The 24,625-nt window shown below is 59.9% G+C and carries 25 protein-coding genes; 14 read left to right on the top strand and 11 right to left on the bottom strand.

Features of this window, described 5'->3' with window-relative positions; genetic code table 11:
- Positions 1–315 precede the first annotated feature (315 nt).
- From CFBP4996_RS18555 to CFBP4996_RS18590, 8 genes are all read left to right on the top strand, one after another.
- The gene (locus CFBP4996_RS18555; protein ID WP_080854255.1) at positions 316–2,193 is read left to right on the top strand and encodes a TRAP transporter large permease; all 1,878 of its coding nucleotides are present in this window, start codon (positions 316–318) and stop codon (positions 2,191–2,193) included.
- A gap of 66 nt (positions 2,194–2,259) precedes the next feature.
- Positions 2,260–3,270: a TRAP transporter substrate-binding protein gene (locus CFBP4996_RS18560; RefSeq protein ID WP_003520342.1), complete on the top strand. Its 1,011-nt coding sequence runs from the start codon at positions 2,260–2,262 to the stop codon at positions 3,268–3,270.
- 76 nt (positions 3,271–3,346) lie between these two features.
- Entirely contained in the window at positions 3,347–4,150 is an 804-nt protein-coding gene (locus CFBP4996_RS18565; RefSeq protein WP_162936068.1) for an SDR family NAD(P)-dependent oxidoreductase, read from the top strand.
- A gap of 1 nt (position 4,151) precedes the next feature.
- A complete protein-coding gene (locus CFBP4996_RS18570; RefSeq protein ID WP_020812231.1) occupies positions 4,152–5,009 on the top strand; it encodes an IclR family transcriptional regulator in 858 nt (285 codons plus the stop codon).
- Positions 5,006–6,175, top strand: coding sequence for an acetyl-CoA acetyltransferase (locus CFBP4996_RS18575; RefSeq protein WP_080854253.1), 1,170 nt, complete (start codon positions 5,006–5,008; stop codon positions 6,173–6,175). Before CFBP4996_RS18570 ends, CFBP4996_RS18575 begins: the two co-directional genes overlap by 4 nt.
- Positions 6,172–7,797: an acyl-CoA synthetase gene (locus CFBP4996_RS18580; protein WP_080854252.1), complete on the top strand. Its 1,626-nt coding sequence runs from the start codon at positions 6,172–6,174 to the stop codon at positions 7,795–7,797. Before CFBP4996_RS18575 ends, CFBP4996_RS18580 begins: the two co-directional genes overlap by 4 nt.
- Before the next feature lie 31 nt (positions 7,798–7,828).
- Complete coding sequence (locus CFBP4996_RS18585; RefSeq protein WP_080854251.1) at positions 7,829–8,608, top strand: SDR family NAD(P)-dependent oxidoreductase; 780 nt, start codon at positions 7,829–7,831, stop codon at positions 8,606–8,608.
- Positions 8,605–9,498 (top strand): PCC domain-containing protein, encoded by an 894-nt coding sequence (locus CFBP4996_RS18590; protein WP_080854250.1) that lies wholly within the window; start codon positions 8,605–8,607, stop codon positions 9,496–9,498. The genes CFBP4996_RS18585 and CFBP4996_RS18590 overlap by 4 nt, the downstream gene beginning before the upstream one ends.
- A gap of 38 nt (positions 9,499–9,536) precedes the next feature.
- Here the strand turns inward: CFBP4996_RS18590 and CFBP4996_RS18595 are convergent, their stop codons facing one another.
- Together CFBP4996_RS18595 and CFBP4996_RS18600 are read right to left on the bottom strand one after the other, a co-directional pair.
- Positions 9,537–9,944 carry a PPC domain-containing DNA-binding protein gene (locus CFBP4996_RS18595; protein ID WP_162936067.1) on the bottom strand — a complete coding sequence of 136 codons (408 nt, stop codon included), beginning with the start codon at positions 9,942–9,944 and terminating at the stop codon, positions 9,537–9,539.
- Positions 9,931–10,497, bottom strand: coding sequence for a PCC domain-containing protein (locus CFBP4996_RS18600; protein WP_059755816.1), 567 nt, complete (start codon positions 10,495–10,497; stop codon positions 9,931–9,933). Before CFBP4996_RS18600 ends, CFBP4996_RS18595 begins: the two co-directional genes overlap by 14 nt.
- A 161-nt stretch (positions 10,498–10,658) precedes the next feature.
- On the opposite strand from CFBP4996_RS18600, the gene CFBP4996_RS18605 reads away from it, so the two are divergent.
- A complete protein-coding gene (locus CFBP4996_RS18605) occupies positions 10,659–11,144 on the top strand; it encodes an Lrp/AsnC family transcriptional regulator (RefSeq protein WP_059755818.1) in 486 nt (161 codons plus the stop codon).
- Positions 11,145–11,233: 89 nt separating this feature from the next.
- Here the strand turns inward: CFBP4996_RS18605 and CFBP4996_RS18610 are convergent, their stop codons facing one another.
- The gene (locus tag CFBP4996_RS18610) at positions 11,234–11,389 is read right to left on the bottom strand and encodes a hypothetical protein (protein WP_003520354.1); all 156 of its coding nucleotides are present in this window, start codon (positions 11,387–11,389) and stop codon (positions 11,234–11,236) included.
- A 137-nt stretch (positions 11,390–11,526) separates the two neighbouring features.
- On the opposite strand from CFBP4996_RS18610, the gene CFBP4996_RS18615 reads away from it, so the two are divergent.
- The 3 genes from CFBP4996_RS18615 to rcdA all read left to right on the top strand — a co-directional run bounded on the left by CFBP4996_RS18615 (position 11,527) and on the right by rcdA (position 13,924).
- The gene (locus CFBP4996_RS18615; protein ID WP_035262904.1) at positions 11,527–12,816 is read left to right on the top strand and encodes an MFS transporter; all 1,290 of its coding nucleotides are present in this window, start codon (positions 11,527–11,529) and stop codon (positions 12,814–12,816) included.
- Positions 12,813–13,004, top strand: coding sequence for a DUF1192 domain-containing protein (locus CFBP4996_RS18620; RefSeq protein WP_003506186.1), 192 nt, complete (start codon positions 12,813–12,815; stop codon positions 13,002–13,004). The genes CFBP4996_RS18615 and CFBP4996_RS18620 overlap by 4 nt, the downstream gene beginning before the upstream one ends.
- A gap of 404 nt (positions 13,005–13,408) precedes the next feature.
- Complete coding sequence (gene rcdA, locus CFBP4996_RS18625) at positions 13,409–13,924, top strand: protease adaptor protein RcdA (protein ID WP_035262902.1); 516 nt, start codon at positions 13,409–13,411, stop codon at positions 13,922–13,924.
- Positions 13,925–14,370: 446 nt separating this feature from the next.
- Here rcdA and rpmE read toward each other — a convergent pair whose 3' ends face one another.
- Positions 14,371–14,592 (bottom strand): 50S ribosomal protein L31, encoded by a 222-nt coding sequence (gene rpmE / locus CFBP4996_RS18630; RefSeq protein WP_003497640.1) that lies wholly within the window; start codon positions 14,590–14,592, stop codon positions 14,371–14,373.
- 261 nt (positions 14,593–14,853) lie between these two features.
- Between rpmE and CFBP4996_RS18635 the strand changes: the two genes are divergently transcribed.
- Positions 14,854–16,653, top strand: coding sequence for an ABC transporter transmembrane domain-containing protein (locus CFBP4996_RS18635; protein ID WP_080854249.1), 1,800 nt, complete (start codon positions 14,854–14,856; stop codon positions 16,651–16,653).
- 1 nt (position 16,654) lies between these two features.
- Here CFBP4996_RS18635 and CFBP4996_RS18640 read toward each other — a convergent pair whose 3' ends face one another.
- The 6 genes from CFBP4996_RS18640 to CFBP4996_RS18665 form a co-directional block, all read right to left on the bottom strand.
- Entirely contained in the window at positions 16,655–18,301 is a 1,647-nt protein-coding gene (locus CFBP4996_RS18640) for an FAD-binding dehydrogenase (protein ID WP_080854248.1), read from the bottom strand.
- An 89-nt stretch (positions 18,302–18,390) separates the two neighbouring features.
- On the bottom strand, positions 18,391–19,422 hold the full coding sequence (locus CFBP4996_RS18645) for a peptidoglycan -binding protein (protein ID WP_035262896.1): 1,032 nt from the start codon (positions 19,420–19,422) through the stop codon (positions 18,391–18,393).
- A gap of 2 nt (positions 19,423–19,424) precedes the next feature.
- Positions 19,425–20,441, bottom strand: coding sequence for a hypothetical protein (locus tag CFBP4996_RS18650; RefSeq protein WP_003520359.1), 1,017 nt, complete (start codon positions 20,439–20,441; stop codon positions 19,425–19,427).
- A 201-nt stretch (positions 20,442–20,642) separates the two neighbouring features.
- Positions 20,643–21,443 carry an inositol monophosphatase family protein gene (locus CFBP4996_RS18655; protein WP_035262908.1) on the bottom strand — a complete coding sequence of 267 codons (801 nt, stop codon included), beginning with the start codon at positions 21,441–21,443 and terminating at the stop codon, positions 20,643–20,645.
- A gap of 164 nt (positions 21,444–21,607) precedes the next feature.
- The gene (locus CFBP4996_RS18660) at positions 21,608–22,708 is read right to left on the bottom strand and encodes a tetratricopeptide repeat protein (protein ID WP_162936066.1); all 1,101 of its coding nucleotides are present in this window, start codon (positions 22,706–22,708) and stop codon (positions 21,608–21,610) included.
- 8 nt (positions 22,709–22,716) lie between these two features.
- A complete protein-coding gene (locus CFBP4996_RS18665) occupies positions 22,717–23,370 on the bottom strand; it encodes a thiamine phosphate synthase (RefSeq protein ID WP_080854861.1) in 654 nt (217 codons plus the stop codon).
- Positions 23,371–23,474: 104 nt separating this feature from the next.
- On the opposite strand from CFBP4996_RS18665, the gene CFBP4996_RS18670 reads away from it, so the two are divergent.
- Positions 23,475–24,239 (top strand): sulfite exporter TauE/SafE family protein, encoded by a 765-nt coding sequence (locus tag CFBP4996_RS18670; protein ID WP_003520365.1) that lies wholly within the window; start codon positions 23,475–23,477, stop codon positions 24,237–24,239.
- Positions 24,240–24,342: 103 nt separating this feature from the next.
- Here the strand turns inward: CFBP4996_RS18670 and CFBP4996_RS18675 are convergent, their stop codons facing one another.
- Positions 24,343–24,519, bottom strand: coding sequence for a YdcH family protein (locus CFBP4996_RS18675; RefSeq protein WP_003506164.1), 177 nt, complete (start codon positions 24,517–24,519; stop codon positions 24,343–24,345).
- Between the last annotated feature and the right edge of the window lie 106 nt (positions 24,520–24,625).

Genomic DNA, 24,625 nt, shown 5'->3' on the forward strand with positions numbered 1-24,625 from the left:
ATCACAGATAAATTTCAATCAATTATAGTATGATCCACTATGTGGACCTATAAACACGCGATGAAAACCACGCAATACTGCATTTATACAGTTGATTTTGGCACTTTTCCTGTGTATCCCGAATGCATAGTTTTTTAACGGTCCATATTGTGGAGGCAATATACCGCTAGTTTCAGGCTTTTGGAGGGGTCTGGCCGGTCTGGCAATGACAGATATATCCTGATGCGTCGGTCATGATATTGGCCTCGGCGCGGATAACTCTCTTTGTCTGCCGCAGTCCGTTGCGAAGGTTGTTCTGTGGGAGAGGAGGCCCCGATGACCATGACCGCAAACGCGAATGACGACGTATTTGTACTCGATGGAGAGCTTTTGCATACCGGGCCGGTAACAGGCTCGTGGTTCATGCGACCCATCGAGGCCGTGGCGGCGGTGCTGCTGGCGGTGATGATCGGCCTGCTTCTGCTGGGCGTGACATCGCGCTATGCCCTGCATTTGCCAATCGTCTGGATCGATGAAACGGCGTCGTTGAGCTTCCTGTGGTTTGCCATGCTGGGTGCGGCAATTGCCATCGATCGTAGCGAGCACCTGCGCCTGACGCTGTTTCTCAACATGTTTCCGCAGCGCATTCTGGGTTATGTCAATTCACTCGCTTTGGTGTTGGTGGCGACATTTCTTGCGGCGATTATCAAGCCGGCGATAGAATATGCCATTGAGGAATGGGTCGTCACCTCGGCGGCGCTGAATATTCCAATGTCCTTCCGCGCCGCGGCCTTGCCGGTTGGCGCCTGTCTAATGCTGCTGCTGGTCCTCAACAACCTCTTCCGCAGAGAAAATCTGCGGGACATCATCGCAGCCGTTGTCACCGTCGCGCTCGCCTCCGGCCTGCTCTATCTGGCATCGCCGACGCTCGAAACTTTCGGCAATTTCAATCTGGCGATCTTCCTCGGCCTGTTCGTGGCGGTGTTTCTGGTGCTGGGCGTACCGATCGCCTTCTGTTTCGGCCTTGGAACCCTCGCCTACCTGACCTTTACCACCTGGGTTCCGACCATCGTGATGATCGGGCGCATTGACGAGGGCATGTCGGGCATCATTCTGCTGTCGGTTCCGGTTTTCGTGCTGCTGGGCTGTGTGCTCGATGCCACCGGCATGGGCAAGGCGATTGTCGAACTGCTATCCTCGATGTTCGGCCATATTCGCGCCGGCATGTCCTATGTGCTGCTCGGCTCGCTGTTTCTGGTCTCGGGCATTTCCGGCTCCAAGGTTTCGGATATGGCGACGGTTGCACCGGCGTTGTTTCCGGAAATGAAGCGCCGTGGCCACAAGCCCAAGGAAATGATTGCGCTGCTCGCCACCGGCGCCGCCATGGCCGATACGGTTCCGCCCTCCATCGTGTTGATCGTTCTCGGTTCGGCGGCGGGCGTGTCGATTGCCGGCCTGTTCACTTCCGGCTTCATGATCGCCATGGTGCTGCTTCTGGTACTGGCCGTTCTGGCCCGCTGGAAGGCGCGGCATGAAAACATGGAAGGCGCAAAACGCACCCCATGGCCTCTGGTCGGCAAGGCGGCCCTGGTTGCCGCACCGGCGCTGGTTCTGCCCTTCCTCATCCGCAGCCTCGTCGGCGGCGGCGTGGCGACGGCAACCGAGGTTTCCACCATTGCCGTGCTCTATGCGATGATTATCGGTGCGGTGCTTTATGGCGGTATCAGCCTCAAAAAGCTTTATTCCATGCTGGTGGAGACGGCAGCCCTTTCCGGGGCGATCCTGCTGATCCTCGGCTGCGCCTCGGCCATGGCCTGGGGGCTGACACAGAGCGGCTTTGCCTTCCAGCTGACCGCGATGATCACCGATCTGCCGGGCGGCTGGATGACCTATATGGTCGTGTCGATCCTGATTTTCATGATCCTCGGCTGCGTGCTGGAAGGCCTGCCGGCAATCGTATTGCTTGCACCGATCATGTTCCCCATTGCCCGCACGCTTGGCATCAACGACATCCATTATTCGATGGTGGTGGTGGTCGCCATGAATATCGGCCTGATGGCGCCGCCCATCGGCATCGGTTTCTATATCGCCTGCAAGATAGGCAATGTTTCGCCTGATGAGGCCATGGGCGCCATCTGGCCCTATCTCGCAGCCATGGTCATCGGTCTGCTGCTGATTGCGGCAATTCCGGGCTTCTCGACAATTCTGCTCTGAGACCGTGGCGGGTCCACCCGCCACGCCGATGAATGACACATGCTTTTATTTTGGGAGGAGAAAGCAATGAATATCAACAGACGTACCGTGTTGGCCGGCGCCGGCTCTGCCGTTCTTGCCACCGCTTTTGTGTCGCGCGCACGCGCTGCGCAATTCAATTATAAATATGCCAACAACCTGCCTGCCGCGCACCCCATGAACATCCGCGCCAAGGAAGCGGCTGACCGTATCGCCAAGGAAACCGACGGCCAGGTGAATATCAACATCTTCCCCAGCAGCCAGTTGGGTGCCGATACCGATGTGTTGAGCCAGGTACGCTCTGGCGGCGTTGAATTCTTTACGCTTTCGCCACTGATCCTGTCGACGCTGGTGCCGAATGCATCCATCAGCGGCATCGGCTTCGCCTTCCCGAACTACGATTCGGTTTGGGCGGCCATGGATGGCGATCTCGGCAAATATGTACGCGGCGAAATCGCCAAGCAGAACCTCGTTGCCATGGACACCATCTGGGATAACGGCTTCCGCCAGATCACCAGCGCGTCCAAGCCCATCGCCACGCCGGCCGATCTCGAAAGCTTCAAGATCCGCGTGCCGGTAAGCCCGCTCTGGACCTCGATGTTCAAGGCCTTCAAGTCGGCCCCTGCCTCGATCAATTTCGCTGAAGTCTACACCGCCTTGCAGACCGGCGTTGTCGATGGCCAGGAAAACCCGCTGGCGATCATTTCCACCGCCAAGCTGTTCGAAGTGCAGAAATTCTGCTCGGTCACCAACCATATGTGGGACGGCTTCTGGTTCCTCGCGAACAAGCGCGCCTGGGAGCGCCTGCCGGATGACCTGCGCGCCATCGTTGCCAAAAACCTCAATCAGGCCGGCAAGGACGAGCGGGCCGATGTGGCGAAACTCAATGCCTCGGTGAAGGAAGACCTGATTGCCAAGGGCATGACCTTCAACGACACCGACGCCTCACTCTTCCGTGCAACCCTCAAGGAAGCCGGTTTCTATTCCGAATGGAAGGGCAAATATGGCGATGAAGCCTGGGCCATTCTCGAAAAGGCCGTTGGCGCCAGCCTGACCTGATCGGTCCGCTGAATAACTGGCCCCGCATCAGGCGGGGCCGACCCGACTATTTCTGACGATTGTAATGGAGACTGTTTTGACAGGTCGCCTGACGGGAAAACGCGCCATTGTTTTTGGCGCAGGATCATCTGGTCCGGGTTTCGGCAATGGCAAGGCTGCGGCCGTGCAATTCGCCCGCGAAGGCGCACGCGTGGCCTGTGTCGACCTCTCCGCTGACGCGGCAGAGGAAACCGCGCAGATCATTCGAGGCGAAGGTTTCGAGGCGATTGCGGTTGCTGCCGATGTCACGGAACTCGATTCCGTATCTGCCACGGTTGCGCGAACCTGCGAGGTCTTCGGCGGCATCGATATCCTGCACAACAATGTCGGCGTGACCCATATGGGCGGCCCGGTCGAGCTGGACGAGGAACGTTTTCGAGCCTCGGTCGACCTCAATATCGGCTCCGTTTATCGCACCGCCAAGGCGGTGCTGCCGGTGATGCTGGCGCAGGGCGGCGGGGCCATCGTCAACATCTCATCGCTCGCCTCCATTCGCTGGACCGGCTATCCCTATTTCGCCTATTACGCCATGAAAGCCGCCGTAAACCAGGCAACCGTGGCGCTGGCCATGCAATATGCCCGCCAGGGCATTCGCGCCAATTGCGTTCTGCCCGGAATGATCGACACGCCGCTGATCTACAAGCAGATCAGCAATCAATATGCCTCCGTCGAGGATATGGTGGCAGCGCGCAATGCCGCGGTCCCGGTCGGCCGCATGGGCGATGCCTTCGATATCGCCCATGCGGCAGTCTTTCTGGCATCCGATGAAGCCAAGTTCATCACCGGCATCTGCCTGCCGGTCGATGGCGGGCAAAGCTGTGCGGTGGGAGCGTTTTCCTGATATGGCCACGATGATCCCGACGGAAAACGACCTGACAGGCGCGCGCGCGGTAGACCGGGCGCTGGGGCTTCTATCGATGGTGGGGCGTCATGCCGAACGCGGTGTGGCGCTTTCGGTCATCGTCACCGAAAGCGGGCTGAACAAGCCCACGGCCCGCCGCCTGCTGCTGGCGCTGATCCGCGCAGGCCTGGTGGAGCAGGATGAGGAAACGCGCCGTTATTATCTGGGCGAGGAAGCCTATGTGCTGGGCAGCCTGTCATCGCGCCGTTTCGGCTTGCTGCAGATGGCCCAGGACAGTCTGACGCGCATTTCCCGCCGCACCGAGGATTCGAGCTTCCTTTCCGTGCGTCGCGATACATTTGCATTGTGCCTCTATCGCGAAGAAGGCACCTGGCCGGTGCGCACCCATGCGCTTCAGGCCGGTTTCGAGCACCCGCTGGGCATTGGCGCGGGATCGCTCGCCATGCTGGCGGCGCTGCCCGATGCCGAGGTGGAAAGCGTCATTGCCGCCAATAGCGGGCTGATTGCCGCGAACTATCCCGGCATCACGTTGGACGGGCTGCGCCGCGATGTCGAATTGACGAGAACCAATGGTTATTCGCTCAATCCGGGTCTGATCCTCTCGAATTCCTGGGGTATCGGCGTTGCCATCCGAACACCGGATGGCGCGGTGGCGGGGGCGTTGAGCATTGCCGCCGTCGACAGCCGCATGCGGCCGGAGCGCCAGCCGGAACTGGCGGCGGTGCTGCGCGAGGAAGTGACCCGCATCGAGACACGCATTGCGGAAATGATGGCCAGCCGCGCCCGCACGCGCGGCGAAGGCGACGCGAAACGGCAAACAAGGAGAACGAGCAAATGAGCAAAGCGCAGATCGTCGGCTGGGCGCATTCGCCTTTCGGCAAATCGGCCCTTGAAAATACCGAACAACTGATGGCTTCGGTCGTGGCGCCGGCCATCGATCATGCCGGCGTCGAGGTTGGCGATATAGACGGCATTTTCGTCGGCGTGATGAATAACGGTTTCTCGAAACAGGATTTCCAGGGCGCGCTGGTGGCCATGGGCGATGAGCGCCTCGCCTATACGCCCGCAGTGCGTTTCGAGAATGCCTGCTCGACGGGATCGGCCGCCCTTTACAGCGCCATGGATTTCATCGAGGCCGGGCGTGGACGCATCGCGCTCGTTGTCGGCGCCGAAAAAATGACGGCGCTGCCAACCGCCGAGGTGGGTGAAATCCTGCTATCCGCCTGCTACCGCGCTGAGGAAGCCGATATTTCCGGCGGCTTTGCCGGCCAGTTCGGGCGTATCGCTGAAGCCTATTTCCAGCGCTATGGCGATCGCTCGGAAGAACTGGCGATGATCGCCGCCAAGAACCACGCCAATGGCGCGGTCAATCCCTATGCCCATATGCGCAAGGATTTCGGCTTCGATTTCTGCAACACGGTATCGGAGAAGAACCCTTACGTCGCAGGCCCGCTGCGCCGCACCGATTGCTCGCTGATTTCCGATGGCGCTGCCGCCATCATTCTGGCCGATGAGGAAACCGCAGCGACACTCAACCGGGCCATCGGTTTCAGGGGCCGCAAGCATGTCAATGACATTCTGGCGCTCAGCCGCCGCGATCCGCTGGCCTTCGAGGGCGCGCGCCGCGCCTGGGCAGGTTCGCTGGAACTCGCCGGGGCGACGCTCGACGACCTCTCCTTCGTCGAAACCCATGATTGCTTCACCATTGCCGAACTCATCGAATATGAGGCCATGGGATTGGCGAAGCCCGGTGAAGGCCACCGGGTGGTGCGCGAAGGCACGGCTCTGAAAACCGGGCGCCTGCCGATCAACCCCTCCGGCGGGCTGAAATCCAAGGGACATCCGGTTGGAGCAACCGGGGTCTCCATGCATGTCATGGCGGCGATGCAATTGATGGGTGAAGCGGGCGACATGCAGATCCCCGACGCCTCGCTTGCCGGTATTTTCAACATGGGGGGAACTGCGGTTGCCAACTATGTCTCGATCATGGAGCGCGTGAAATGACGATACATCCTCCAGGCGGGGTTGCGCCTTCGACCACGCGGGTCATGAATCTCTCGCATTTCCTGACCCAGGCAGCGCGCCGCAACCCCGCCGACATCGGTTTCGTATGGGGTGACAAGAGCTGGACATGGGCTGAAATGGACGCCCGCGTCGATGCCATGGCGCAGGCGCTGGTAACGGAATTCGGCGTCAGGAAAGGTGACCGCATTCTGGTGCAGTCTTCCAACAACAACCAGATGTTCGAATCCATGTTCGCCTGCTTCCGCGTGGGCGCAGTGTGGGTGCCGACCAATTATCGCCAGTCGCCCGATGAGGTGGCCTATCTGGCGAAAGCCAGCGGCGCACGCGGCATGATCTGCGCCAGCGCTTTTCCCGAGCATGCAAGGGCCAGCCGGGAGGCGACCGCGATCGATTTCACCATCGCCATTGGCACGGCCGAATTCGGCGAGGACTACGATACCATCGTGGCCCGTCATCTGGGCCAGAAAGTCAAAAGCCAGGCGGTGGATCGGGACGATCCCTGCTGGTTCTTCTTCACCTCCGGCACGACGGGTCGGCCCAAGGCTGCGGTGCTGACCCATGGGCAGATGGCCTTCGTCATCACCAACCATCTTTGCGATCTGATGCCCGGCACCGGACCGGGCGACGCTTCCATCGTCGTTGCGCCGCTTTCGCATGGCGCGGGCATTCACCAGCTGGTGCAGGTGGCGCATGGGGCAAAAACGGTGCTTCCGGCTACGGAAAAACTCGATGTGCCCGCGGTGTGGGCGCTGATCGAGAAATGGCGCGTCACCAATGCCTTTACCGTGCCAACTATTCTGAAAATGCTGATCGAAGACCCTTCCGTGGATCGTTTCGATCATTCCTCGCTGCGCTACGTCATCTATGCCGGTGCGCCCATGTATCGCGCCGATCAGAAACGGGCGCTCGCCAAGCTCGGCCCGGTGCTCGTGCAATATTTCGGCCTGGGCGAAGTGACCGGCAACATCACCGTGCTGCCGCCTTCCTTCCACGCCGCCGAGGACGGCCCGGAGGCGCGGGTCGGCACCTGCGGCTTCGATCGCACCGGCATGGAAGTGCAAATCCAGAACGATGCGGGCGAGGAGCTTCAGGCCGGTGAAACCGGCGAAATCTGCGTGATCGGCCCTGCTGTTTTCGCGGGTTATTACGATAATCCCGATGCCAATGCCAAAGCCTTCCGCAACGGCTGGTTCCGCACCGGCGATCTTGGCCACCGCGACGAGAACGGTTTCGTCTACATCACCGGCCGCGCCTCCGACATGTATATTTCCGGCGGCTCGAACATCTATCCGCGTGAGATCGAGGAGAAAATCCTCATGCACCCGGATATTAGCGAGACAGCGGTTCTGGGCGTGCCGGACGCGGTGTGGGGCGAGGTCGGCGTCGCCGTCTGCGTGGCGCGGGAGGGCGCGGATATCGCCGGCATCGACCTGAAAGCCTATCTCGACGGCAAGATGGCCCGTTACAAGCTGCCGAAAGCCGTTGTGTTCTGGGATGCCATGCCGAAATCCGCCTATGGCAAGATCACCAAGAAGATGATCCGCGAGGAGCTGGAAAAGCGCGGCCAGATGCCGGTTTTCGAGGAAAAACTGACCGGCTGAAGGCCGTAACGCATAACCGGGAGGAGACGGTATGACACAGCAGACGAGAGAGATGAAAGGCGCTGTCGCCATCACCGGCGGCGCATCGGGTATCGGCTTTTCCACGGCGCAGCTGTTGATGGCGCGCGGCTGGCAGCCATGGCTTTTGGACCTCAAACGTGAGGCGCTGGATGCGGCCTGCGAAAAACTCGGGATCGATGCTTCGCGCGGCATCGTCTGCAACGTGGCGGATGAGGCGTCGATAGAAGAGGCTTTCGCCGCCTTGACGGCAGGCGGCGCCGATCATGCCGTTGATCTGGTGGCCGTCGTCAACAGCGCCGGCATCGGCATCGACAAGCTTTCCGTCGATACCAGCGTGGAAGAATTCCGTCGCATCGTTGACGTTAATCTCGTCGGCAGCTTCGCCGTGGCCCGCACCGCTGCGCGTTACTGGCTGGACCGCGCAATTTCCGGTTCGATCGTCAATATCAGCTCGGTCTCCGGCATGTGCGGCAATCGTGGTCGCAGCGCCTATGGCGCTTCAAAAGGCGGCGTCAATCTTCTGACGATGGTTATGGCAAACGAGCTGGGGCAATCTGGGATTCGCGTCAATGCGATTGCGCCCGGCCCCGTCGATACCCCCCTCACCCAGGCGGTTCATACGGAGAATGTTCGCAGCCAATGGCACAGCCGCGTTCCCATGCACCGCTATGGCAGGACGGACGAGATCGCCTCTGCCGTGGCTTTCCTTGTGTCGGACGATGCGAGCTACATCAACGGACAGGTGCTGGCCGTAGACGGTGGCTTCATTACCGCAGGGCTTGCAGTATGAAGATACTGCCCCCGAAGGGGCTTCCGCGCAGCATCGTCCATCCGGGGCCGGCAACACCCGAACGCTTCCGCGTCGTCGGCTGCCACGCCCATCCGGTCACGCTGAATGCCAGACCCGGTGTCTGCGTCAACCAGGCGATTGCAGAAGCCTTTGTCGAACAGGGTTTCGATGGCGGTTATGTCAGACTGAAAAATGTGCCGATGAAGCGGTTGCACTATGTGATGCCCGCAGCCGCACCCGATGACGCCCATGCCGCCTGGTATAGCGAAACATTCTCCATGCCGGGAGGTACAATCATCGATGCCGGCCTGCATATGGGGCGACGCGACGGTCAGCCGTTCCTGCACTGCCATGGTTCGTGGAAAAGTGCCGAAGGCGTTCTCTCCATGGGCCACCTGCTGCCTTTAGAGTCCGAATTTGCCGAAGAAACGCCGCTCGAGGCGCTGGCGCTGGATGGCGCAATTCTGGACGTGCAGAAGGATGAGGAAACCAATTTCCCCCTCTTCACGCCCATCGCGCAACCGCGCAACCGGAAGGATGCAGGGCTCCGGGCGCTGTTGTGCACCGTGCGGCCCAATACCGATATCTGCACGGCGCTTGAAGCCGCCTGCAGACAGTTCAACCTGAAGGAGGCCGAGGTCAATGGTATCGGCAGCCTGATCGGCGCGGATTATGAAGACGGAACAAGTCTCACCGCCTATGCCAGCGAAATCCTCATCCGCAATGGCCGCATCCACCCCTTCGCCACGGGTGGCGAACGGGCAATGCTGGATATTGCGATGGTCGATCTTACCACGCGGATCAGCGGCGGGCGGCTGGTGCGCGGCAAGAACCCGGTCTGCGTCACTTTCGAACTGCTTCTGACCGAAAGACAGGGGGCGGCCGCATGAGTTGCGCCGTGCAACTCCACCGCCCGCCTTACCGTACCTCACGCCGCCTGCGGCTTTTCCGCAGGCAACCATTCTTCCAGCGTCACCTCGAAGGTCATGCACACGGGGTTGGCGCCGGCGATGAAGGGACCGCCGTAAACCGCGCCATCTGTATCGGCGACAACGCCGGTCAACGCGGCGCGCAGGGAGCCATCCGGCTGGGCGCGCACCTCACCGGCAATCGAAACGATTTCAACGGCAGGACCGCTTATCTGCAAAAACGCGCCGCTGCGGGTGCCGAGGCACGCATCCACCAGACTGCCCAGCGCGCCGCGCACGAAGGCGTTGCGGAAACCTTCAGCCAGGCACAATTTCTCGACGCCGAGCACGAGGTCTTCATTGGGTGCGATGCGGGCATAGGCCACGCGACCCATGGAGCCGGATTCGACAATGTTATGCGTGTTCATCGGCGCGCTCCGTGCGGTTCCTGGGTTGAAGAAGGGGAATATTGGTTTCGGGATCGAAGGACTGCTGCAGCACGAAACTGTCGAGCGAGGTCACAAGTGCGGAAATGCCGCCTTCTCCGACGATACAGGATTCCGTCAGCAAATGGCCGCCTTTGACCACACCCGCCGCAGTCCGCATGGCGGCATGGCAATGCACGATCGGCTCGCCCTTCATGCTCCGCCCCAGCGTGGCGTTGCCGAAAACCAGCCAGGCCGCCCCGGCATCGATGGGTTTCGTATAGGCGATGACCGCCCTGCCGGAAGGATCGGGTGGAGCCACGCAATAGGACAGGATGTCGAAATAACCGCCGAGAATGGTCAAAGAAGCATTTTCGATGCCGTTTTCGGCCAAAGACCGCACTATTCCATCGTAGAGGCTACAGCCAGGCGCGATGAACAGCCGCATATGGCGCGCAGACGGCGAGCGCAGGCTATTGATACGCACCGGCGAAGAAATACCGGGGTGTATCAGCGTTCTCGGCCTTGGAAAATGCTGTTGCTGTGTTGGTGCCATGCCTGCTCCTCCCTGCTGCCTGTACCTTGCAGTACGGTACTCAAAGACCAGCCAAAGGTGCTTTCGAAAGGCGCCGCCAAAGTGCCCTTCGGAAAACACTTCTTTCGCGAGCGGCCCCACGGACGGCAGATTTTTTTGCGATATATTTCAGGGGGACCGACATGACGAAGCCGCTGGACAGAATTGACCGCAAAATATTGCGGGCCCTGCTGGAGAACGGCAGGCTGAGCAATACGGAACTATCGGAAAAGGTGGGGCTGTCGCCCAGCCCTTGCTGGCAGCGCGTCAAGCGGCTGGAAGACGAAGGGGTCATTCGCGGTTATACCGCCATTCTCGATCAGGCCCACCTGGGACTGACCGAGACGGTGATCATCGAGGTCATGCTGGAGCGTCACGACGATGAGGTTCTGGAACGTTTCGGTAAGGCCATGGCCGCTCTTCCCGAAGTGCTGGAAGCCTATCTGACGACCGGCGAATATGATTATCTCATCAAGGTGGCGGTGGCGGGAACCGCGGGCTACGAGCAGTTTCTGCGCCGCAAGCTTTACAAGATCGAGGGTGTGCGCCATTCCCGCTCCTGTTTCGCACTTAAATGCCTCAAGCACACATTGTCAGTTGTGCCCGATGCCGAGCCTCCATCTGGCTGAATGGGCCTGACCGGGGACAGGAATGGTACGGTGGAGAGATTTTCGCACTTTGCCAGCCCTTGAAACCATTCCGACGGGCGGCTTTTTCGTTACGGGCGCAGAAGCAGCGTCACCGACCAGATGACAAAGGCGGCAACCGCGATCTTCCAGCAATCGCCTCTTTTTTTCAGGCCCGGCAGACCGAGCGGCCGGATGATCTGGACCACCATGGCCAGCAGTAAAAAAAGGCCGATCGCCTTCGTCATTTATTGAGCCTTTTCTTTATTTCTGCATCGTCACAGGCTGGACATTTTTACCGTTCACCAGAAGAGTGCAACTCATTCGGGTAACGCCCGTCCTATGACCTGTCCGACCGTCCGTCCGAACGCATGAGAGTGTTTTCATGAGCAGAAATCTTCTACCCGTATTCGCTCTTTTATCCAGCACTCTGTTTCTTTTTCTCGGCAACGGCCTTCAGGGCCTCGTGCTGCCGGTGCGTGGTTCGGCGGAAGGTTACTCCAATGAAATTCTTGGCTTTCTGGGCACCTCCTGGGCGGCGGGATTCGTCGTCGGTTGCTTTGTCGCGCCTGCCATCGTGCGCCGCGCTGGCCATGTGCGGGCATTCGGGTCCTTCGTGGCGCTGGTGTGCCTGACGGTGCTGATGACCGGCCTCATCATCGACGACACCTCATGGATCGCGCTGCGCGCGCTTACCGGTTTCTGCACGGCCGGAACCTCGATGATCATCGAAAGCTGGCTGAATGAGCGCGCCACCAATGAAAGTCGTGGCATGATCTTCTCGCTCTATATCGCCATCACACTGCTCGGCGTCGTGGCGGGGCAGATGATCGTGCCGATGGGGGATATCAGCAATACCTCGCTGTTCATGATCTGCGGCATCATCTATTGCATCGCGATTTTGCCGGCGACGCTTTCGAAGGCGGCGAGCCCACAACCGTTGCAGAAGGTGAAGCTGGATCTGCCGGCCCTTTACCGCAACTCACCGGTTTCCTTCATCGGCATTTTGATGATCGGCATTGCCAACGGCGCTTATGGTACGCTCGGCGCCGTCTTCGGTGCGCGGGCAGGGCTGGACCCGACCATGATCGCCATCATGGTGTCCGTCACGATTTTCGTCGGTGCGCTGGCGCAATTTCCCGCAGGCCGGCTTTCAGACCGGATAGACCGCCGCTATGTGCTGGCCGGGCTGGCCGGGCTTGGCGCGGTCGCGGGCCTGGCTGTCGCGGTGGTCCAGCCGCATGATGTCTATGTGCTGATTTCGATGATCGCCATTTATGGCGCCGCCGCCAACGCGCTCTATCCCATCGCCGTGGCACATGCCAACGACTTCGCCGCGTCGGAAGACTTCGTCAAGGTTTCCGGTGGTCTGCTGCTGCTTTACGGCATCGGCACCATCATCGGCCCGACGCTCGGCGGCGCGATCATGACCCATTTCGGCCCCTATGCGCTGTTTCTGGTGACGGCTGTGGCGCATCTGCTCATCACCGCCTATGCCATCATCAGAAGCCGCCGGCGCGCAGCACTTTCAACCGAGGAAAAAGACAATTTCTCGACGATGATGCCGACGACACCCTCACCGCTTGTCACGCCGGAAAGTATTGCGCTTGACCCGCGCGCGCCGCAATATCCAGGCGACGATGGCGACTATGTGGAAAAAGGAGCAGGCATATGAGCCTCTTTGACGATGACCGTCCGCAAAAACCGGCAGCGCATGAGATCGGAGGCGATCTCAGCCTTCTTTCCGTGGACGAGCTGAGCAGCCGTATCGATCTTCTGCAGGCCGAAATCACCCGACTCGAAGAGGAGAGGACACGGAAATCCGCCGGAAGGCAGGCGGCGGAAAATCTCTTCCGATCCTGATGCGCACTGCAGAATAGGTACACGACTGCACTTCCGCTTCTGAAAGCTACGGCTCAGCCAGCGCCCGAAAATGAATATTGCGGGGCAGTCTTTCGTTTACCATTAACCAAAAATTAAGCTTTCTGAGAGATTACTATACATGTCCAGTTCTTCTGGACCTCAGGCATCTTCTCCATACGGCGAATTGGTCTGATTTTTCTCCCTGTTTTACCTTGAGAGCCGCTTTCGCGGCTCTTTTTTTGCCGCTGGCCGGTTTCCGTAAAACTGTGGGTATTAACCCTTCTTTAATAATTGCCTTGCGCATTTCAGGTAAAGATACCATCCTGAAAACACTAAAGGCCGGAACAAAATATCCGGGTCGTCGTTGCCTGACAGTGTGGTGCGTGAGCAGGGATTTAAAGAAAATGTCGGAACAGGTTTTAAATACCATAAGCTTTGCGGGTCGCGCGGCTGCTTCCAACCAGTTCAAGACCCTCTATACCGAAGGCATGACCTTGGTTGAGGAAACGGCAAGTTATCTCGACGGCGCCGGCCGCGCCGCCTCCAAGGTGCTGCCGCGTATGGCGTCGGTGCTTTATGCGGCGGAATCGATGCGCCTCACCACCCGCCTGATGCAGATGGCCTCCTGGCTGCTTCTGCAGCGCGCCGTCAACAACGGCGAAATGACCCGCGATCAGGTTCTGAACGAAAAGAACAAGGTGCGACTCGACAGCTTCAACGTCGACCGCAACGCGCCCGGCTGGAACGACCTGCCGGAATCCTTCCGCGATCTTATCGAGCGCTCGCTGCGTCTCCAGAACCGCATCGCCCTGCTCGACCGCGAAATCTATCGTCCGTCCGAAGCCGCCAAGGTGCCGGACAATGAAAATAGCGTGCAGGCGCAGCTCAACCTTCTGCGCACGGCTTTCTCGATCAACTGAGAAAAGACGACCTTATCCGGACAATTTGAAAAGCAGGCTCACCGGCCTGCTTTTTTGTTTCTAACAATAGAACAGCGAGACGCCGAAATATTGCCCTCGTTTAAAGCGACAAACGGTCATCAACATTAACGACCTTTAATTCTGCATTGTCTTAATAATTTGTGTTTCAGTATAGCGCTGAAATCTTCCGAAGAGGAAAATATGCGTTTTTTAATGTATATTGCAGTGGCGTCTGGATGGGCATTGCTCATTGCTGCTTATATTTGTTTGAAGCCACTTTTGGACGCAAGCGACCGTATCGACCGTTGCTCTGATGATTCCTCACCGGCGTATATTCGCAATGAGGCTGCAAGAGCTGCTGCCTGCAACTGATCAAGGCGGAGAAACGCAACAAAAAAGCCCGGCAAAACCGGGCTTTTTTTTTAAACGATCCGTCCGCAAGAGGATCAGAGGCCGAGGCCGCCGAAACGCTTGTTGAACTTGGAAACGCGACCACCGCGGTCCATAAGCTGCTGGTTGCCGCCCGTCCATGCCGGATGGGACTTGGGGTCGATTTCAAGGTTCATGACGGCGCCTTCCGAACCCCAGGTGGAGCGGGTTTCGTATTCGGTGCCATCGGTCATGACCACCTTGATCGTGTGATAATCGGGATGGATATCAGCCTTCATGACAATCTTCCTGGTTAAGTGACGTGCGGTCCATTTGCCGCAATTGCGTCAACTGAGCCATTTCAATAAATGAAGCCATAGACCAGATGGGCTATGGCTTCCCAATTCGATGCGGAGCCTATACATGAAGGTCGCCCAGATAACAAGAGCCTGCTATCCCCTTGTGAAAGGAGATGGCCAAAGGGGGCGGGAATTTTGCCGCACACCGGAAATTCACCCGCAAAAGGCCCAAAACGGCAGGGATTGAGGAGCATAGAGGACGTGGCAGACATTGACGAGCAGAAAGCGGCGAAACAAAGAAGCCTGAAGCCGCTTCTTGGCCTGTTTCCCTATCTACGGCGTTACCGCGGCCTGATGGCGGCCGCCCTTTTCGCTCTCGTGCTTTCTTCCGCCACGACACTCGCCCTGCCGCTTGCCGTTCGCCGCATTATCGATCACGGTTTCCAGACGCCGGATGGCGGCATGATCAACAGCTATTTCGCCATGCTTCTGGCGATTGCCGTTGTCCTCGCGCTCGCCAGCGCCATGCGTTATTATTACGTCATGACCATCGGTGAAAGGGTCGTCGCCGATCTGCGCCGCGATGTCTTTGCCCACCTCACCACCCTGTCGCAGCAGTTTTTCGATAGCAATCGATCGGGCGAACTCACCTCGCGGCTGACCGCCGATACCGTGCAGATTCGCTCGGCTTTCGGCTCGTCCGCCTCGGTAGCGCTGCGCAATATCATCATGTGCTGCGGCGCGGTGGCGATGATGATCTATACCAGCCCCGGCCTTTCCGGCCTTGCGCTGCTTGCCATTCCCTTCATCGTTTTTCCGCTGATCGCCTTCGGGCGCTCGGTTCGCGCCCGCTCCCGCACCACGCAGGACACATTGGCCAATTCCGCCGCCTATGCTTCCGAGACGATTGCGGCGAGCCGCACCGTGCAATCCTTTAATGCCGAGCAATTGGCAAATACCCGTTATGGCGTCTCCGTGGAAGCCGCCTATCAGGGCGCACGCGCCGCCATCGGCGCCCGCTCCATCCTCACCGCCGTCGCCATCGCGCTGGTCTTCGGCAGCGTCGTCGGCATTCTCTGGTATGGCGCGCAAAGCGTGCTGTCGGGCACTATGACGGCCGGTACGCTCGGCCAGTTCGTGCTTTATTCGGTCATCGCGGCAAGCGGTCTCGGTCAGCTCTCGGAAGTCTGGGGTGAACTGGCGCAGGCGGGCGGTGCGGCCGAACGGCTTTCCGAACTGCTGAACGAGCACTCACCCGTCGCGGAACCCACATCGCCCGTCGCCATGCCGCAGCCGCCGCGCGGCGAGACGGAATTCGAGAATGTCGATTTTGTCTATCCGCTCGCGACAGGACGGCCGATCGTTTCCGGCCTCTCCTTCAAGGTCAGCACCGGCGAAACCGTCGCCATCGTCGGACCTTCCGGTGCCGGCAAGAGCACGGTCTTTTCGCTGCTGATGCGCTTTTACGATCCGCAGCAGGGCCGCATCACCGTCGATGGCACGGATATTCGCGACGTCACCCTTGCCGATCTGCGCGCGCGCCTGTCCATCGTTCCGCAGGATGTGGCGATATTCGCCTCCTCCATCCACGACAATATCGCCTTTGGCCGACCTGACGCGACACGCGAGGAGGTGCGCATCGCCGCCATCGCCGCACAGGCCGACAGCTTCATCGAACGTCTCACCGACGGATATGATACGCAGGTGGGTGAACGCGGCGTGACGCTTTCCGGCGGCCAGCGCCAGCGCATCGCCATTGCCCGCGCCATCCTGCGCGATGCGCCAATCCTGCTGCTGGACGAAGCCACCTCGGCGCTGGATGCGGAAAGCGAAACGCTGGTGCAGAAGGCGCTCGATGAGCTGATGAAAACCCGCACCACCATCGTCATCGCTCACCGCCTCGCCACCGTGCTGAAGGCCGACCGTATTCTGGTGATGGATGAAGGCCGCATCATCGAAGAAGGCACGCATCAGAGCCTCATTCGCCAGAATGGTCTTTATGCGCGGCTTGCCCGGCTGCAATTCCAGACCGGGCCAGACGAATTGCGCGCCCAGGCCTAGATCACGCCAGTACTTTGCGCCCCGCAACGCGGCCGGAAAACAGGCAGCCGCCAAGGAACGTGCCCTCCAGCGCATTATAGCCATGCATGCCGCCGCCACCGAAACCCGCCACTTCTCCGGCGGCATAAAGGCCCGGCACCGGCGCACCGGCAGCATCCAGCACCCGCGCTTCAAGATCGGTGTGAAGGCCGCCAAGCGTCTTGCGCGTCAGCACATGCAGGCGCACGGCAATCAACGGTCCCATTGCAGGATCGAGCAGCCGGTGCGGTTTTGCCGTCCGCATCAGCCGGTCGCCGAGATAACGGCGCGCGCCGTGGATGGCCGTTACCTGCGCATCCTTGCTGAAACCGTTTTCGATTTCGCGGTCGCGCGCCTCTATCTGCCGGCGGATATGGTCTATATGCAGCCGGTCGTCGCCGCTGATGGCATTCATCGCCGTCACGAGTTCTTCGAGCGTATCCCGAACGGCGAAATCTTCGCCGCGCTCCATGAAGGCACGCACCGGTCCCGGTGGTTCCTTGCCCAGTCTTTTGAGCAGCAGCCTTATATCCTTGCCGGTCAGATCCGGATTCTGCTCCGAGCCTGAAAGCGCAAATTCCTTTTTGATGATCGCCTTGGTCAGAATGAACCAGCTATGGCCGCTGCCGCGTTCGCCAAGCATTTTTAGCGTACCGAGCGTATCGAAACCCGGCATTGCGGGGGCGGCGAGGCGGTTTCCATCCGCATCGCACCAGAAGGACGAGGGGCCGGGCAGGATGCGGATACCGTGACCCGGCCAGATCGGATCGTGGTTCTTCACACCCTCGGTATAATGCCACATGCGGTCACGGTTGATGACGGCTCCGCCGGCGGTTTCCGTAATGGCGATCATGCGGCCATCCACATGCGCGGGAACACCGCAGACCATGCTGGCAGGAGGCTCGCCCAGCCGTTCCACCGGCCAGTTGCGCCGCACCAGTTCCTGATTGCCGCCGATACCGCCGGAGCTGACGATAACCGCCGCAGCGGCGAAGGTAAAATCGCCCTGCGTTTCCCGGCTGCTCTCCTGCCCACGTTGCACCGGGTCGGACGCTAGAATCGCACCCGAAACGCCGGTCACCCGACCGTCGGCGATCTCCAGACGATCAACCCGGTGGCGAAAGCGAAAGGTCAGCCGGCCTGTTGCCGCCATCGCCTTCGCCTTTTTTACGAAAGGCGCAAGTACGCCCGGACCCGTGCCCCAGGTTACATGGAAACGCGGAACGGAATTGCCGTGGCCGTGGGCAAGGCTGCCACCGCGCTCGGCCCAGCCGACAACGGGAAACCAGCGCATGCCCATGCGGTGCAACCATTCGCGTTTCTCACCGGCAGCAAAATCGAGATAGGCCTCCGCCCAGCGGCGCGGCCAATAATCCTCCGGACGGTCGAAACCGGCCGAACCGAACCAGTCCTGTCTTGCAAGATCGAGACTGTCTCGCACCCGCATCCGGCGCTGTTCGGGACTATCGACGAAAAACAGACCGCCCAGCGACCAGAAGGCCTGCCCGCCAAGGTTCTGCTCACCCTCCTGATCCACGACGCAGACGCTGAAACCCCGCTCAGCCGCCTCGGTTGCCGCCACCAGCCCGGCAAGCCCCGCGCCGACAACGATCACATCATAGCCTTCCATCAGCCCCTCCCAGATATGACGGAATTACTTTTACGCGAACGTAAATTTACTTTCATCAGAAGGCAACCGCGATGACGCGGTCCGCAATTTCAACGCTCGGTAAGCTTGAGTTCGATACGGCGGTTCTGCTGCCGTGCTTCCGGCGTATCGCCTTCGGCAATCGGCTGATATTCGCCGAAACCGGCGGCGACCAGCCGGTTTGCCGGCACGCCCTTAGAGATCAGGAATTTCACCACCGAAGTGGCGCGGGCCGAGGAGAGTTCCCAATTGTCCCGGTAACGCCCGGAACCGGAAAGCTGGACATTATCCGTATGACCATCCACGCGCAGCACCCAGTTGATCTCAGCCGGGATTTCCTTGGCAAGATCGAGCAGCGCGACAGCCAGCTTCTCCATCTCCGCCTGTCCTTCCGGGTTGAGTTCATTGCCGCCGGAGGGGAAGAGCACTTCGGACTGGAAGACGAACCGGTCACCGACGATGCGGATGTTTTCGCGGTCCGACAGGATTTCGCGCAGCCGCCCGAAGAAATCGGACCGATAGCGGTTCAGTTCCTGCACCCGCTGCGCCAGCGCGACATTGAGGCGGCGGCCGAGATCGGCGATCTTGACCTGAGAAGAAGCATCCTTGGCCTCCGATGCCTGAAGCGCGGCTTCGACCGAGGCGATCTGCGCTCTCAGCGCCGCAATCTGCTGGTTGAGCAATTCGATCTGCGCGGAGGCACGGGAATTGGCCTGTTTCTGGTCGTCCAGTTCGCCGGTCAGGCTACCGATCCGGGCATTGGCGCTTGCGTTGTTGCCAGATCCCGCATCAAGAAGCGACTGCAGGCGCGAGCGCTCGTTTTCGGATGCGGCAAGGGTGGATTGCAGGCTCGCGAGTGCGTCCTCAATATCCTGCTTGTTGCCTTTTTCCATGGCCAGAAGTTCGGTCAGTTCGGCAATCTGGCTGTTGAGGCGTGTCAGCACCTCGTCCTTGCCGGTGATTTCCCGCGACAGAACGAATTGCGCCAGCACGAAGACCGTGAGCAGAAACATGATGGCCATGAGCAGCGTCGACAGTGCATCGACGAAACCCGGCCAATAGTCCACACCCCTGTCGCGGCGGCGGTTGCGCGCAAGCGCCATGGCTACTCGCTCCCGTTATCGTGCCGGGTGCGTCCGGAAGATTTCGTGTCGCTGTCGATCCGCGCCGACAGCCGGTCGAGCGTGCGGCGGAGCGATTTCGATTCTTCCTGCTGCGCTTCGATCCAGTCTCGCAACATCTGCTGTTCGCTGCGCATGTTCTTGACCAGGCCCTGAATGCCTTCGGCAAGGCTGGTCATGGCCGCAAGCGAACGCTCGGTGCTGACCACGGCGCCGGGTTCGCCCTTGAACTCCCGCGGCCCTTCCGTCGTATCCGTCACCGAGGAAAGCCAGTTTTCGAGCTGTGTATAGAAACGGTTCTGGGCGCGGCCGGCCTGAAGATCGAGGAAACCGAGAATCAGCGACCCCGAAAGACCGAGCAGCGACGAGGAAAAGGCCGTTCCCATGCCCGCCAGCGGCGCAGTCAGGCCGGCCTTGAGGGAGCCGAGAATATCGTTGCTGTCGCCGGCGCTCGGATCGAGCGACTGGATGACATTGCTGATGGCGCCAATGGTGCCGATCAGGCCCCAGAAGGTGCCGAGCAGGCCGAGAAACACCAGCAGGCCGACAAGATAACGCGATGTGTCACGTGTCTCGTCTAGGCGCGTCGCGATGGAATCGAGGATCGTCCGCTGCGTAACGGCAGAGAGCCGGACTTCGCCACGCTTGCCGATCAGCGTGCTCATCGGCGCAAGCAGCTTGGGCGCACGGCCGACCTTTTCGACGCTGCCGGCAGCACGAAAGGCATTGAACCAGCGAACTTCGGAACGCAGGCTCATCGTCTGCGTGAACACCAGAATGATGCCGATGGCCAGCACACCGAGAATGAAGCCGTTGAGCCCCGGATTGGTCATGAAAGCGGTGTGGGCCTGCCGGTAAAGAATGGCCGCCAGAAAGCCCACGAGGATCAGAAACAGAACCATCGTCCAGAGAAACGGTGTCGGGCTGGACAGCTTGTGGCTGTATTGCCGTGTGGTCACCGGTTTCTCGACGCCAAGATCGAGCAGCTCCGAATCCGCCATAACGTTCGCATTCCCTCTGGTCAGCTATCCAGCGGAAGCTATTTGAAAATTGCGACGATTTGAAGCGAAAAGCCGGTCTTTCGTCACAGGCGTTTCACGAAAACAGCCTGGAACCGGACGACGGAAAACAAAAACACCCGGCGAATATTCGCCGGGCGTCTAAAACTTGCAGAAAACGGCAGGTTTTCCGCCGAAAACCAATCAGCGGCCCGGAATGGGACGGTTGGCGACCTCGACGAGCGCCTTGTGGATATATTCATTGCCGGCAGCGACGGAGCTGCTGCCGAAGATATCCGTGCCGCCCTTGATGTCGGAGGCGAAACCACCGGCTTCACGAATCAGCACGAGGCCTGCCGCCATGTCCCATGGCGAAAGATCGGCTTCCCAGAAACCATCCAGACGACCAGCGGCGACATAAGCGAGATCGAGCGAAGCCGCACCCATGCGGCGGATGCCGGCTGCCTCACCCATGACGTGGCGAAGTTCGACCAGGAACTTGCCGTGATTGCCACGGCCGAGATGCGGCACGCCGCAGCCGATGACGCAATCGGTCAGCGCCTTGCGCGCAGCGACACGGATGCGGCGATCGTTGAGGAACGCACCGCCGCCGCGCTCGGCAGTGTAGAGTTCGTCGGTGGCCGGATTGAAGATCACGCCGGCGACGACTTCACCGTTACGCTCGAGCGCGATGGAAACCGCGAAATGCGGAATGCCGTGCAGGAAGTTGGTGGTGCCATCCAGCGGATCGACGATCCAGCGATGTGCGCCGTCCGTGCCCTTTTCCTCGCCGCCTTCTTCACCAAGGAAGTCGTAGGTCGGGCGGGCCTTCATCAGCTCGTCGCGCACGATCTTCTCGGCTTTCAGGTCCGCCTGCGAGACGAAATCGCTCGGTCCCTTGACCGAGACCTGAAGGTTCTGCACTTCACCGAAGTCACGCGACAAAGACTTACCCGCCTTGATGGCGGCCTGAACCATGACATTGAGAAGGGCTGAACGGGCCATCGATGTTGTTTCCTGGAAAGCTTGCGAACCGCCCGGAAGCTCACCGGGCAGGCACGTCATTATTTTCTTGAATTGAAAGTTTGCGGTTCAAGACCACAAAACGCGCGGAAATTCAAGGCAAAAAGCCCATGGGTCAATGCCGGCGCAGGAAGGCTCCCCTTCCATCACGTCGGGCGGAAACGATTTGCGGCCTCAATCGCCTTCTTCTGCTGCTCGTCGGTGATGCCGAGATAAAAGTCCTCGAGAGACGGATCCTTCAGCCCGGCGCGGCGGGAAAGCACATACCATTTGGCCGCTTCGACCGGATCGGGCCGGGTGCCGAGCGCCTGAATGTAAAGATGCGCCACCTTGTTCTGCGCCACGACATTGCCGCGCTGTGCCGCACCGTAGAGCCAGCGGAAGCCCTCATCCAGATTGCGCTCACCGCCGAAACCATTGACCAGCCAGATGCCGAGATCGACCTGCGCCGTATCGTATCCAGCCTTCGCGGCCCGCGTCAGCCAGTCCCGCGCCTTAGCCTTCTTCTCGGCGGGCACATCCTTGAGCGACCAGTAAATCTGCGACACCGCATATTGCGCATCGGCAATGCCCTGTTCGGCGGATTTCTCATAGAACGGCAAAGCCATCAGCAGGCCCTTGGCGCCGGGATTTTCCGAAACCAGTATCTGGCCCCAGTTGAACTGGGCAGAGGCGTTGCCGGCTTCCGCCGCACGGCGCATGAAATCGTCAGCTTTCGCCTTGTCGCGGGTGACGAATTTGCCTTCCATCAGGATCAGCGCGAATTTGAACATGGCGACGGGATCGCCACCCTGAGCCGCCTGCTGGTACCAGAAAGCAGCCGTCTTCTCGTCACGGGCGATGCCCAGACCACGCGACATCATTTCCGCCACCAGCGTCTGGGCGGCTGCGTCACCGTTCTGCGCGCGGTTCAGCGCCTTGTCGAGCGCCTGCACATATTCGCCGCGCTGGAAATGCCCATAAGCTTCGTCCACCCGGCCCTTGAATTCCTTTTCAGGCGGCAGCGCCGGCAATTCCGCGCCCATGCGCTGATAGACATTCACGCCTGCCGACGGCTGCAAGTCTTTCTGCTCTTCGGATTGCACCCTGCCCTGACGGGTAGGCTGAGCCTCATTTTCCAGCTGGCGGGACAGCGCATTGCTTTCGCTCTGTGGCCCGGACTGGGCAAAAGCGACAACCGCCGGCGCGCCGAAAGCGAGCGCCAGCAGCGAAACGGAAAGGCAGAGGTGAACCGAGCGCATGATCATCGCCTGTATCAACCGTCAAACCGTGGCGCTTTTTCGTCAAGCAGGGCGTTGATTTCAGAAACGGCCTGGGCGGCGCCACTGGCGTTATCGAAAACACCGCTGCGCATCGCCACGAACTCCACACCGGTTTCGGCCACGGCAACCACCGAGGAAATATCCGTACCACCCATGACGATCGCCGGGATTTCGATCATCGAGGCCCACCACTCGCCGAGCGCCAGGTTTTTGGGGTGGGCCTCCGGCTTGATGTCGCCTTCGAGCTTTCCGAAAAACACATAATCCGGATTGGCCTCGCCCTGCTCCAGCGCCTTGTGGCGGTCATCCGCATTGCCGCCGCCGACGATGAGCTTCGGCGTGAATTTTTCCACGGCCTCGGCAAGCGCCTCGCCATTGCCAACCACATGCAGGCCATCCGCCTTCACGCGACCGGCAACGCGGCTGTCACCGGCGATGAGCGCTGCCGCACCTGCCTTCTGGACAAGCGGCACGATCAGCTCGGCGCGTTTCTGGAAAGCGGCGTCATCCAGACCATATTGCGGAATGATGACGGAAGCGACATCGCCGCCCCGCAATGCGTCTTCCACCTCTGTCGCCTGCTTTTGCGCGTCGTCCGATTGCGGAACGATCAGGACAAGGCGGCAACGATCTTCAACTAGGGTCATCGGTTCGTCCATTTCAGACAGAAGACGCTTACCGCGCAATCTGCACTCGTTTTCACATGACAAATCCGATAAACCGGACCGGCGAAAGGATCAACCGTCCATCCATGCTCACCGATTTTCATTTTTATCTCGTCGCCATCCCCGCAGTCGTGCTCGTCGGCCTTTCCAAGGGCGGGCTGGGCGGCGCTCTCGCCCTGATGGGCGTGCCGCTGATGGCGCTTGCCGTATCGCCCGTGCAGGCGGCGGCCATCTTCCTGCCAATCCTGATCGTCATGGATATCGTGGCGCTTTTTGCCTGGCGGCACTACAACCACCGGGAAACGCTCCTCATCATGCTGCCGGGCGCAATCGCCGGTATCGCGCTCGGCTGGGCGACCTCGAGCCTCATTTCCGCGGACGCCATGCGCCTTGTCGTCGCCTCTGTCACGATCCTGTTCGTGCTGCGTTATTTCTATGAGAGCTTCAAAAGCCGCAAAGGCCAGGAAATTCCGGCCAAGCCGCAAAGACCGGCTGCTGCAACCCTCTGGTCCAGCCTGTCGGGTTATGCGAGTTTCGTGGCTCATGCGGGCGGTCCGCCCTTCCAGATCTATGTTCTGCCGCTGAAGCTCGATCCGAAGACCTATACCGGCATGAGCGTGCGCTTCTTCGCCATCATGAATGCGATCAAGCTCATTCCCTATTTCGCGCTCGGCGCGCTGGACGCCACCAACCTCAAAACATCGGCAAGCTTGCTGCCGGTGGCGATGCTGGCGACGCTTGCCGGCGCCAGGGTGGTGAAATATCTGAAACCGGCCGTGTTTTACCCACTCATGTATGCCATGGCGCTGATTGCGGCGCTTAAACTGCTGTGGGACGGACTGCCGTTCTAAATCCGACAATAAAAAAGCTCTGGCAGCAGGTTTTCGCCGCCAGAGCTCGAAAGGCTCAGACCGTCGACCCTTCATTCATCGAAGGCCGACGGTCTGGCATAAATCAATGTCTTGTCGAGGCCTTGAGCCTCTGCAGTTCATCCTTCAGGCGCAGTTTTCGACGTTTAAGGTCCGCGATCTCTCTATCGTCAGACGACGGGGAAGCAAGAATACTTTCGAGCTCCTCCTCCAGAGCACCGTGTTTCTTTTCGAGCGATGCAATATGAGCCTGAATGGTCATGCGGCACGTCCTTCCTTTTTGAACCTACCTCCAGCTCTCCATCGCTGGAGTTTCAGGTTTGCGACGACAATGTGACACGGATCGACCGGCTTGTCGAAGGCGAAAT

This window comes from Agrobacterium leguminum (genome assembly GCF_005144435.2).
Classification (GTDB): domain Bacteria; phylum Pseudomonadota; class Alphaproteobacteria; order Rhizobiales; family Rhizobiaceae; genus Agrobacterium; species Agrobacterium leguminum.

What these genes read in the sequence shown, in the direction of transcription:
- CFBP4996_RS18555 (WP_080854255.1), top strand. Translation starts at nt 316, where the DNA reads ATGACCATGACCGCAAACGCGAATGACGACGTATTTGTACTCGATGGA.
- CFBP4996_RS18560 (WP_003520342.1), top strand. Translation starts at nt 2,260, where the DNA reads ATGAATATCAACAGACGTACCGTGTTGGCCGGCGCCGGCTCTGCCGTT.
- CFBP4996_RS18570 (WP_020812231.1), top strand. Translation starts at nt 4,152, where the DNA reads ATGGCCACGATGATCCCGACGGAAAACGACCTGACAGGCGCGCGCGCG.
- CFBP4996_RS18575 (WP_080854253.1), top strand. Translation starts at nt 5,006, where the DNA reads ATGAGCAAAGCGCAGATCGTCGGCTGGGCGCATTCGCCTTTCGGCAAA.
- CFBP4996_RS18580 (WP_080854252.1), top strand. Translation starts at nt 6,172, where the DNA reads ATGACGATACATCCTCCAGGCGGGGTTGCGCCTTCGACCACGCGGGTC.
- CFBP4996_RS18585 (WP_080854251.1), top strand. Translation starts at nt 7,829, where the DNA reads ATGACACAGCAGACGAGAGAGATGAAAGGCGCTGTCGCCATCACCGGC.
- CFBP4996_RS18590 (WP_080854250.1), top strand. Translation starts at nt 8,605, where the DNA reads ATGAAGATACTGCCCCCGAAGGGGCTTCCGCGCAGCATCGTCCATCCG.
- CFBP4996_RS18595 (WP_162936067.1), bottom strand. Translation starts at nt 9,944, where the DNA reads ATGAACACGCATAACATTGTCGAATCCGGCTCCATGGGTCGCGTGGCC.
- CFBP4996_RS18600 (WP_059755816.1), bottom strand. Translation starts at nt 10,497, where the DNA reads ATGGCACCAACACAGCAACAGCATTTTCCAAGGCCGAGAACGCTGATA.
- CFBP4996_RS18605 (WP_059755818.1), top strand. Translation starts at nt 10,659, where the DNA reads ATGACGAAGCCGCTGGACAGAATTGACCGCAAAATATTGCGGGCCCTG.
- CFBP4996_RS18610 (WP_003520354.1), bottom strand. Translation starts at nt 11,389, where the DNA reads ATGACGAAGGCGATCGGCCTTTTTTTACTGCTGGCCATGGTGGTCCAG.
- CFBP4996_RS18615 (WP_035262904.1), top strand. Translation starts at nt 11,527, where the DNA reads ATGAGCAGAAATCTTCTACCCGTATTCGCTCTTTTATCCAGCACTCTG.
- CFBP4996_RS18620 (WP_003506186.1), top strand. Translation starts at nt 12,813, where the DNA reads ATGAGCCTCTTTGACGATGACCGTCCGCAAAAACCGGCAGCGCATGAG.
- rcdA (WP_035262902.1), top strand. Translation starts at nt 13,409, where the DNA reads ATGTCGGAACAGGTTTTAAATACCATAAGCTTTGCGGGTCGCGCGGCT.
- rpmE (WP_003497640.1), bottom strand. Translation starts at nt 14,592, where the DNA reads ATGAAGGCTGATATCCATCCCGATTATCACACGATCAAGGTGGTCATG.
- CFBP4996_RS18640 (WP_080854248.1), bottom strand. Translation starts at nt 18,301, where the DNA reads ATGGAAGGCTATGATGTGATCGTTGTCGGCGCGGGGCTTGCCGGGCTG.
- CFBP4996_RS18645 (WP_035262896.1), bottom strand. Translation starts at nt 19,422, where the DNA reads ATGGCGCTTGCGCGCAACCGCCGCCGCGACAGGGGTGTGGACTATTGG.
- CFBP4996_RS18650 (WP_003520359.1), bottom strand. Translation starts at nt 20,441, where the DNA reads ATGGCGGATTCGGAGCTGCTCGATCTTGGCGTCGAGAAACCGGTGACC.
- CFBP4996_RS18655 (WP_035262908.1), bottom strand. Translation starts at nt 21,443, where the DNA reads ATGGCCCGTTCAGCCCTTCTCAATGTCATGGTTCAGGCCGCCATCAAG.
- CFBP4996_RS18660 (WP_162936066.1), bottom strand. Translation starts at nt 22,708, where the DNA reads ATGATCATGCGCTCGGTTCACCTCTGCCTTTCCGTTTCGCTGCTGGCG.
- CFBP4996_RS18665 (WP_080854861.1), bottom strand. Translation starts at nt 23,370, where the DNA reads ATGACCCTAGTTGAAGATCGTTGCCGCCTTGTCCTGATCGTTCCGCAA.
- CFBP4996_RS18670 (WP_003520365.1), top strand. Translation starts at nt 23,475, where the DNA reads ATGCTCACCGATTTTCATTTTTATCTCGTCGCCATCCCCGCAGTCGTG.
- CFBP4996_RS18675 (WP_003506164.1), bottom strand. Translation starts at nt 24,519, where the DNA reads ATGACCATTCAGGCTCATATTGCATCGCTCGAAAAGAAACACGGTGCT.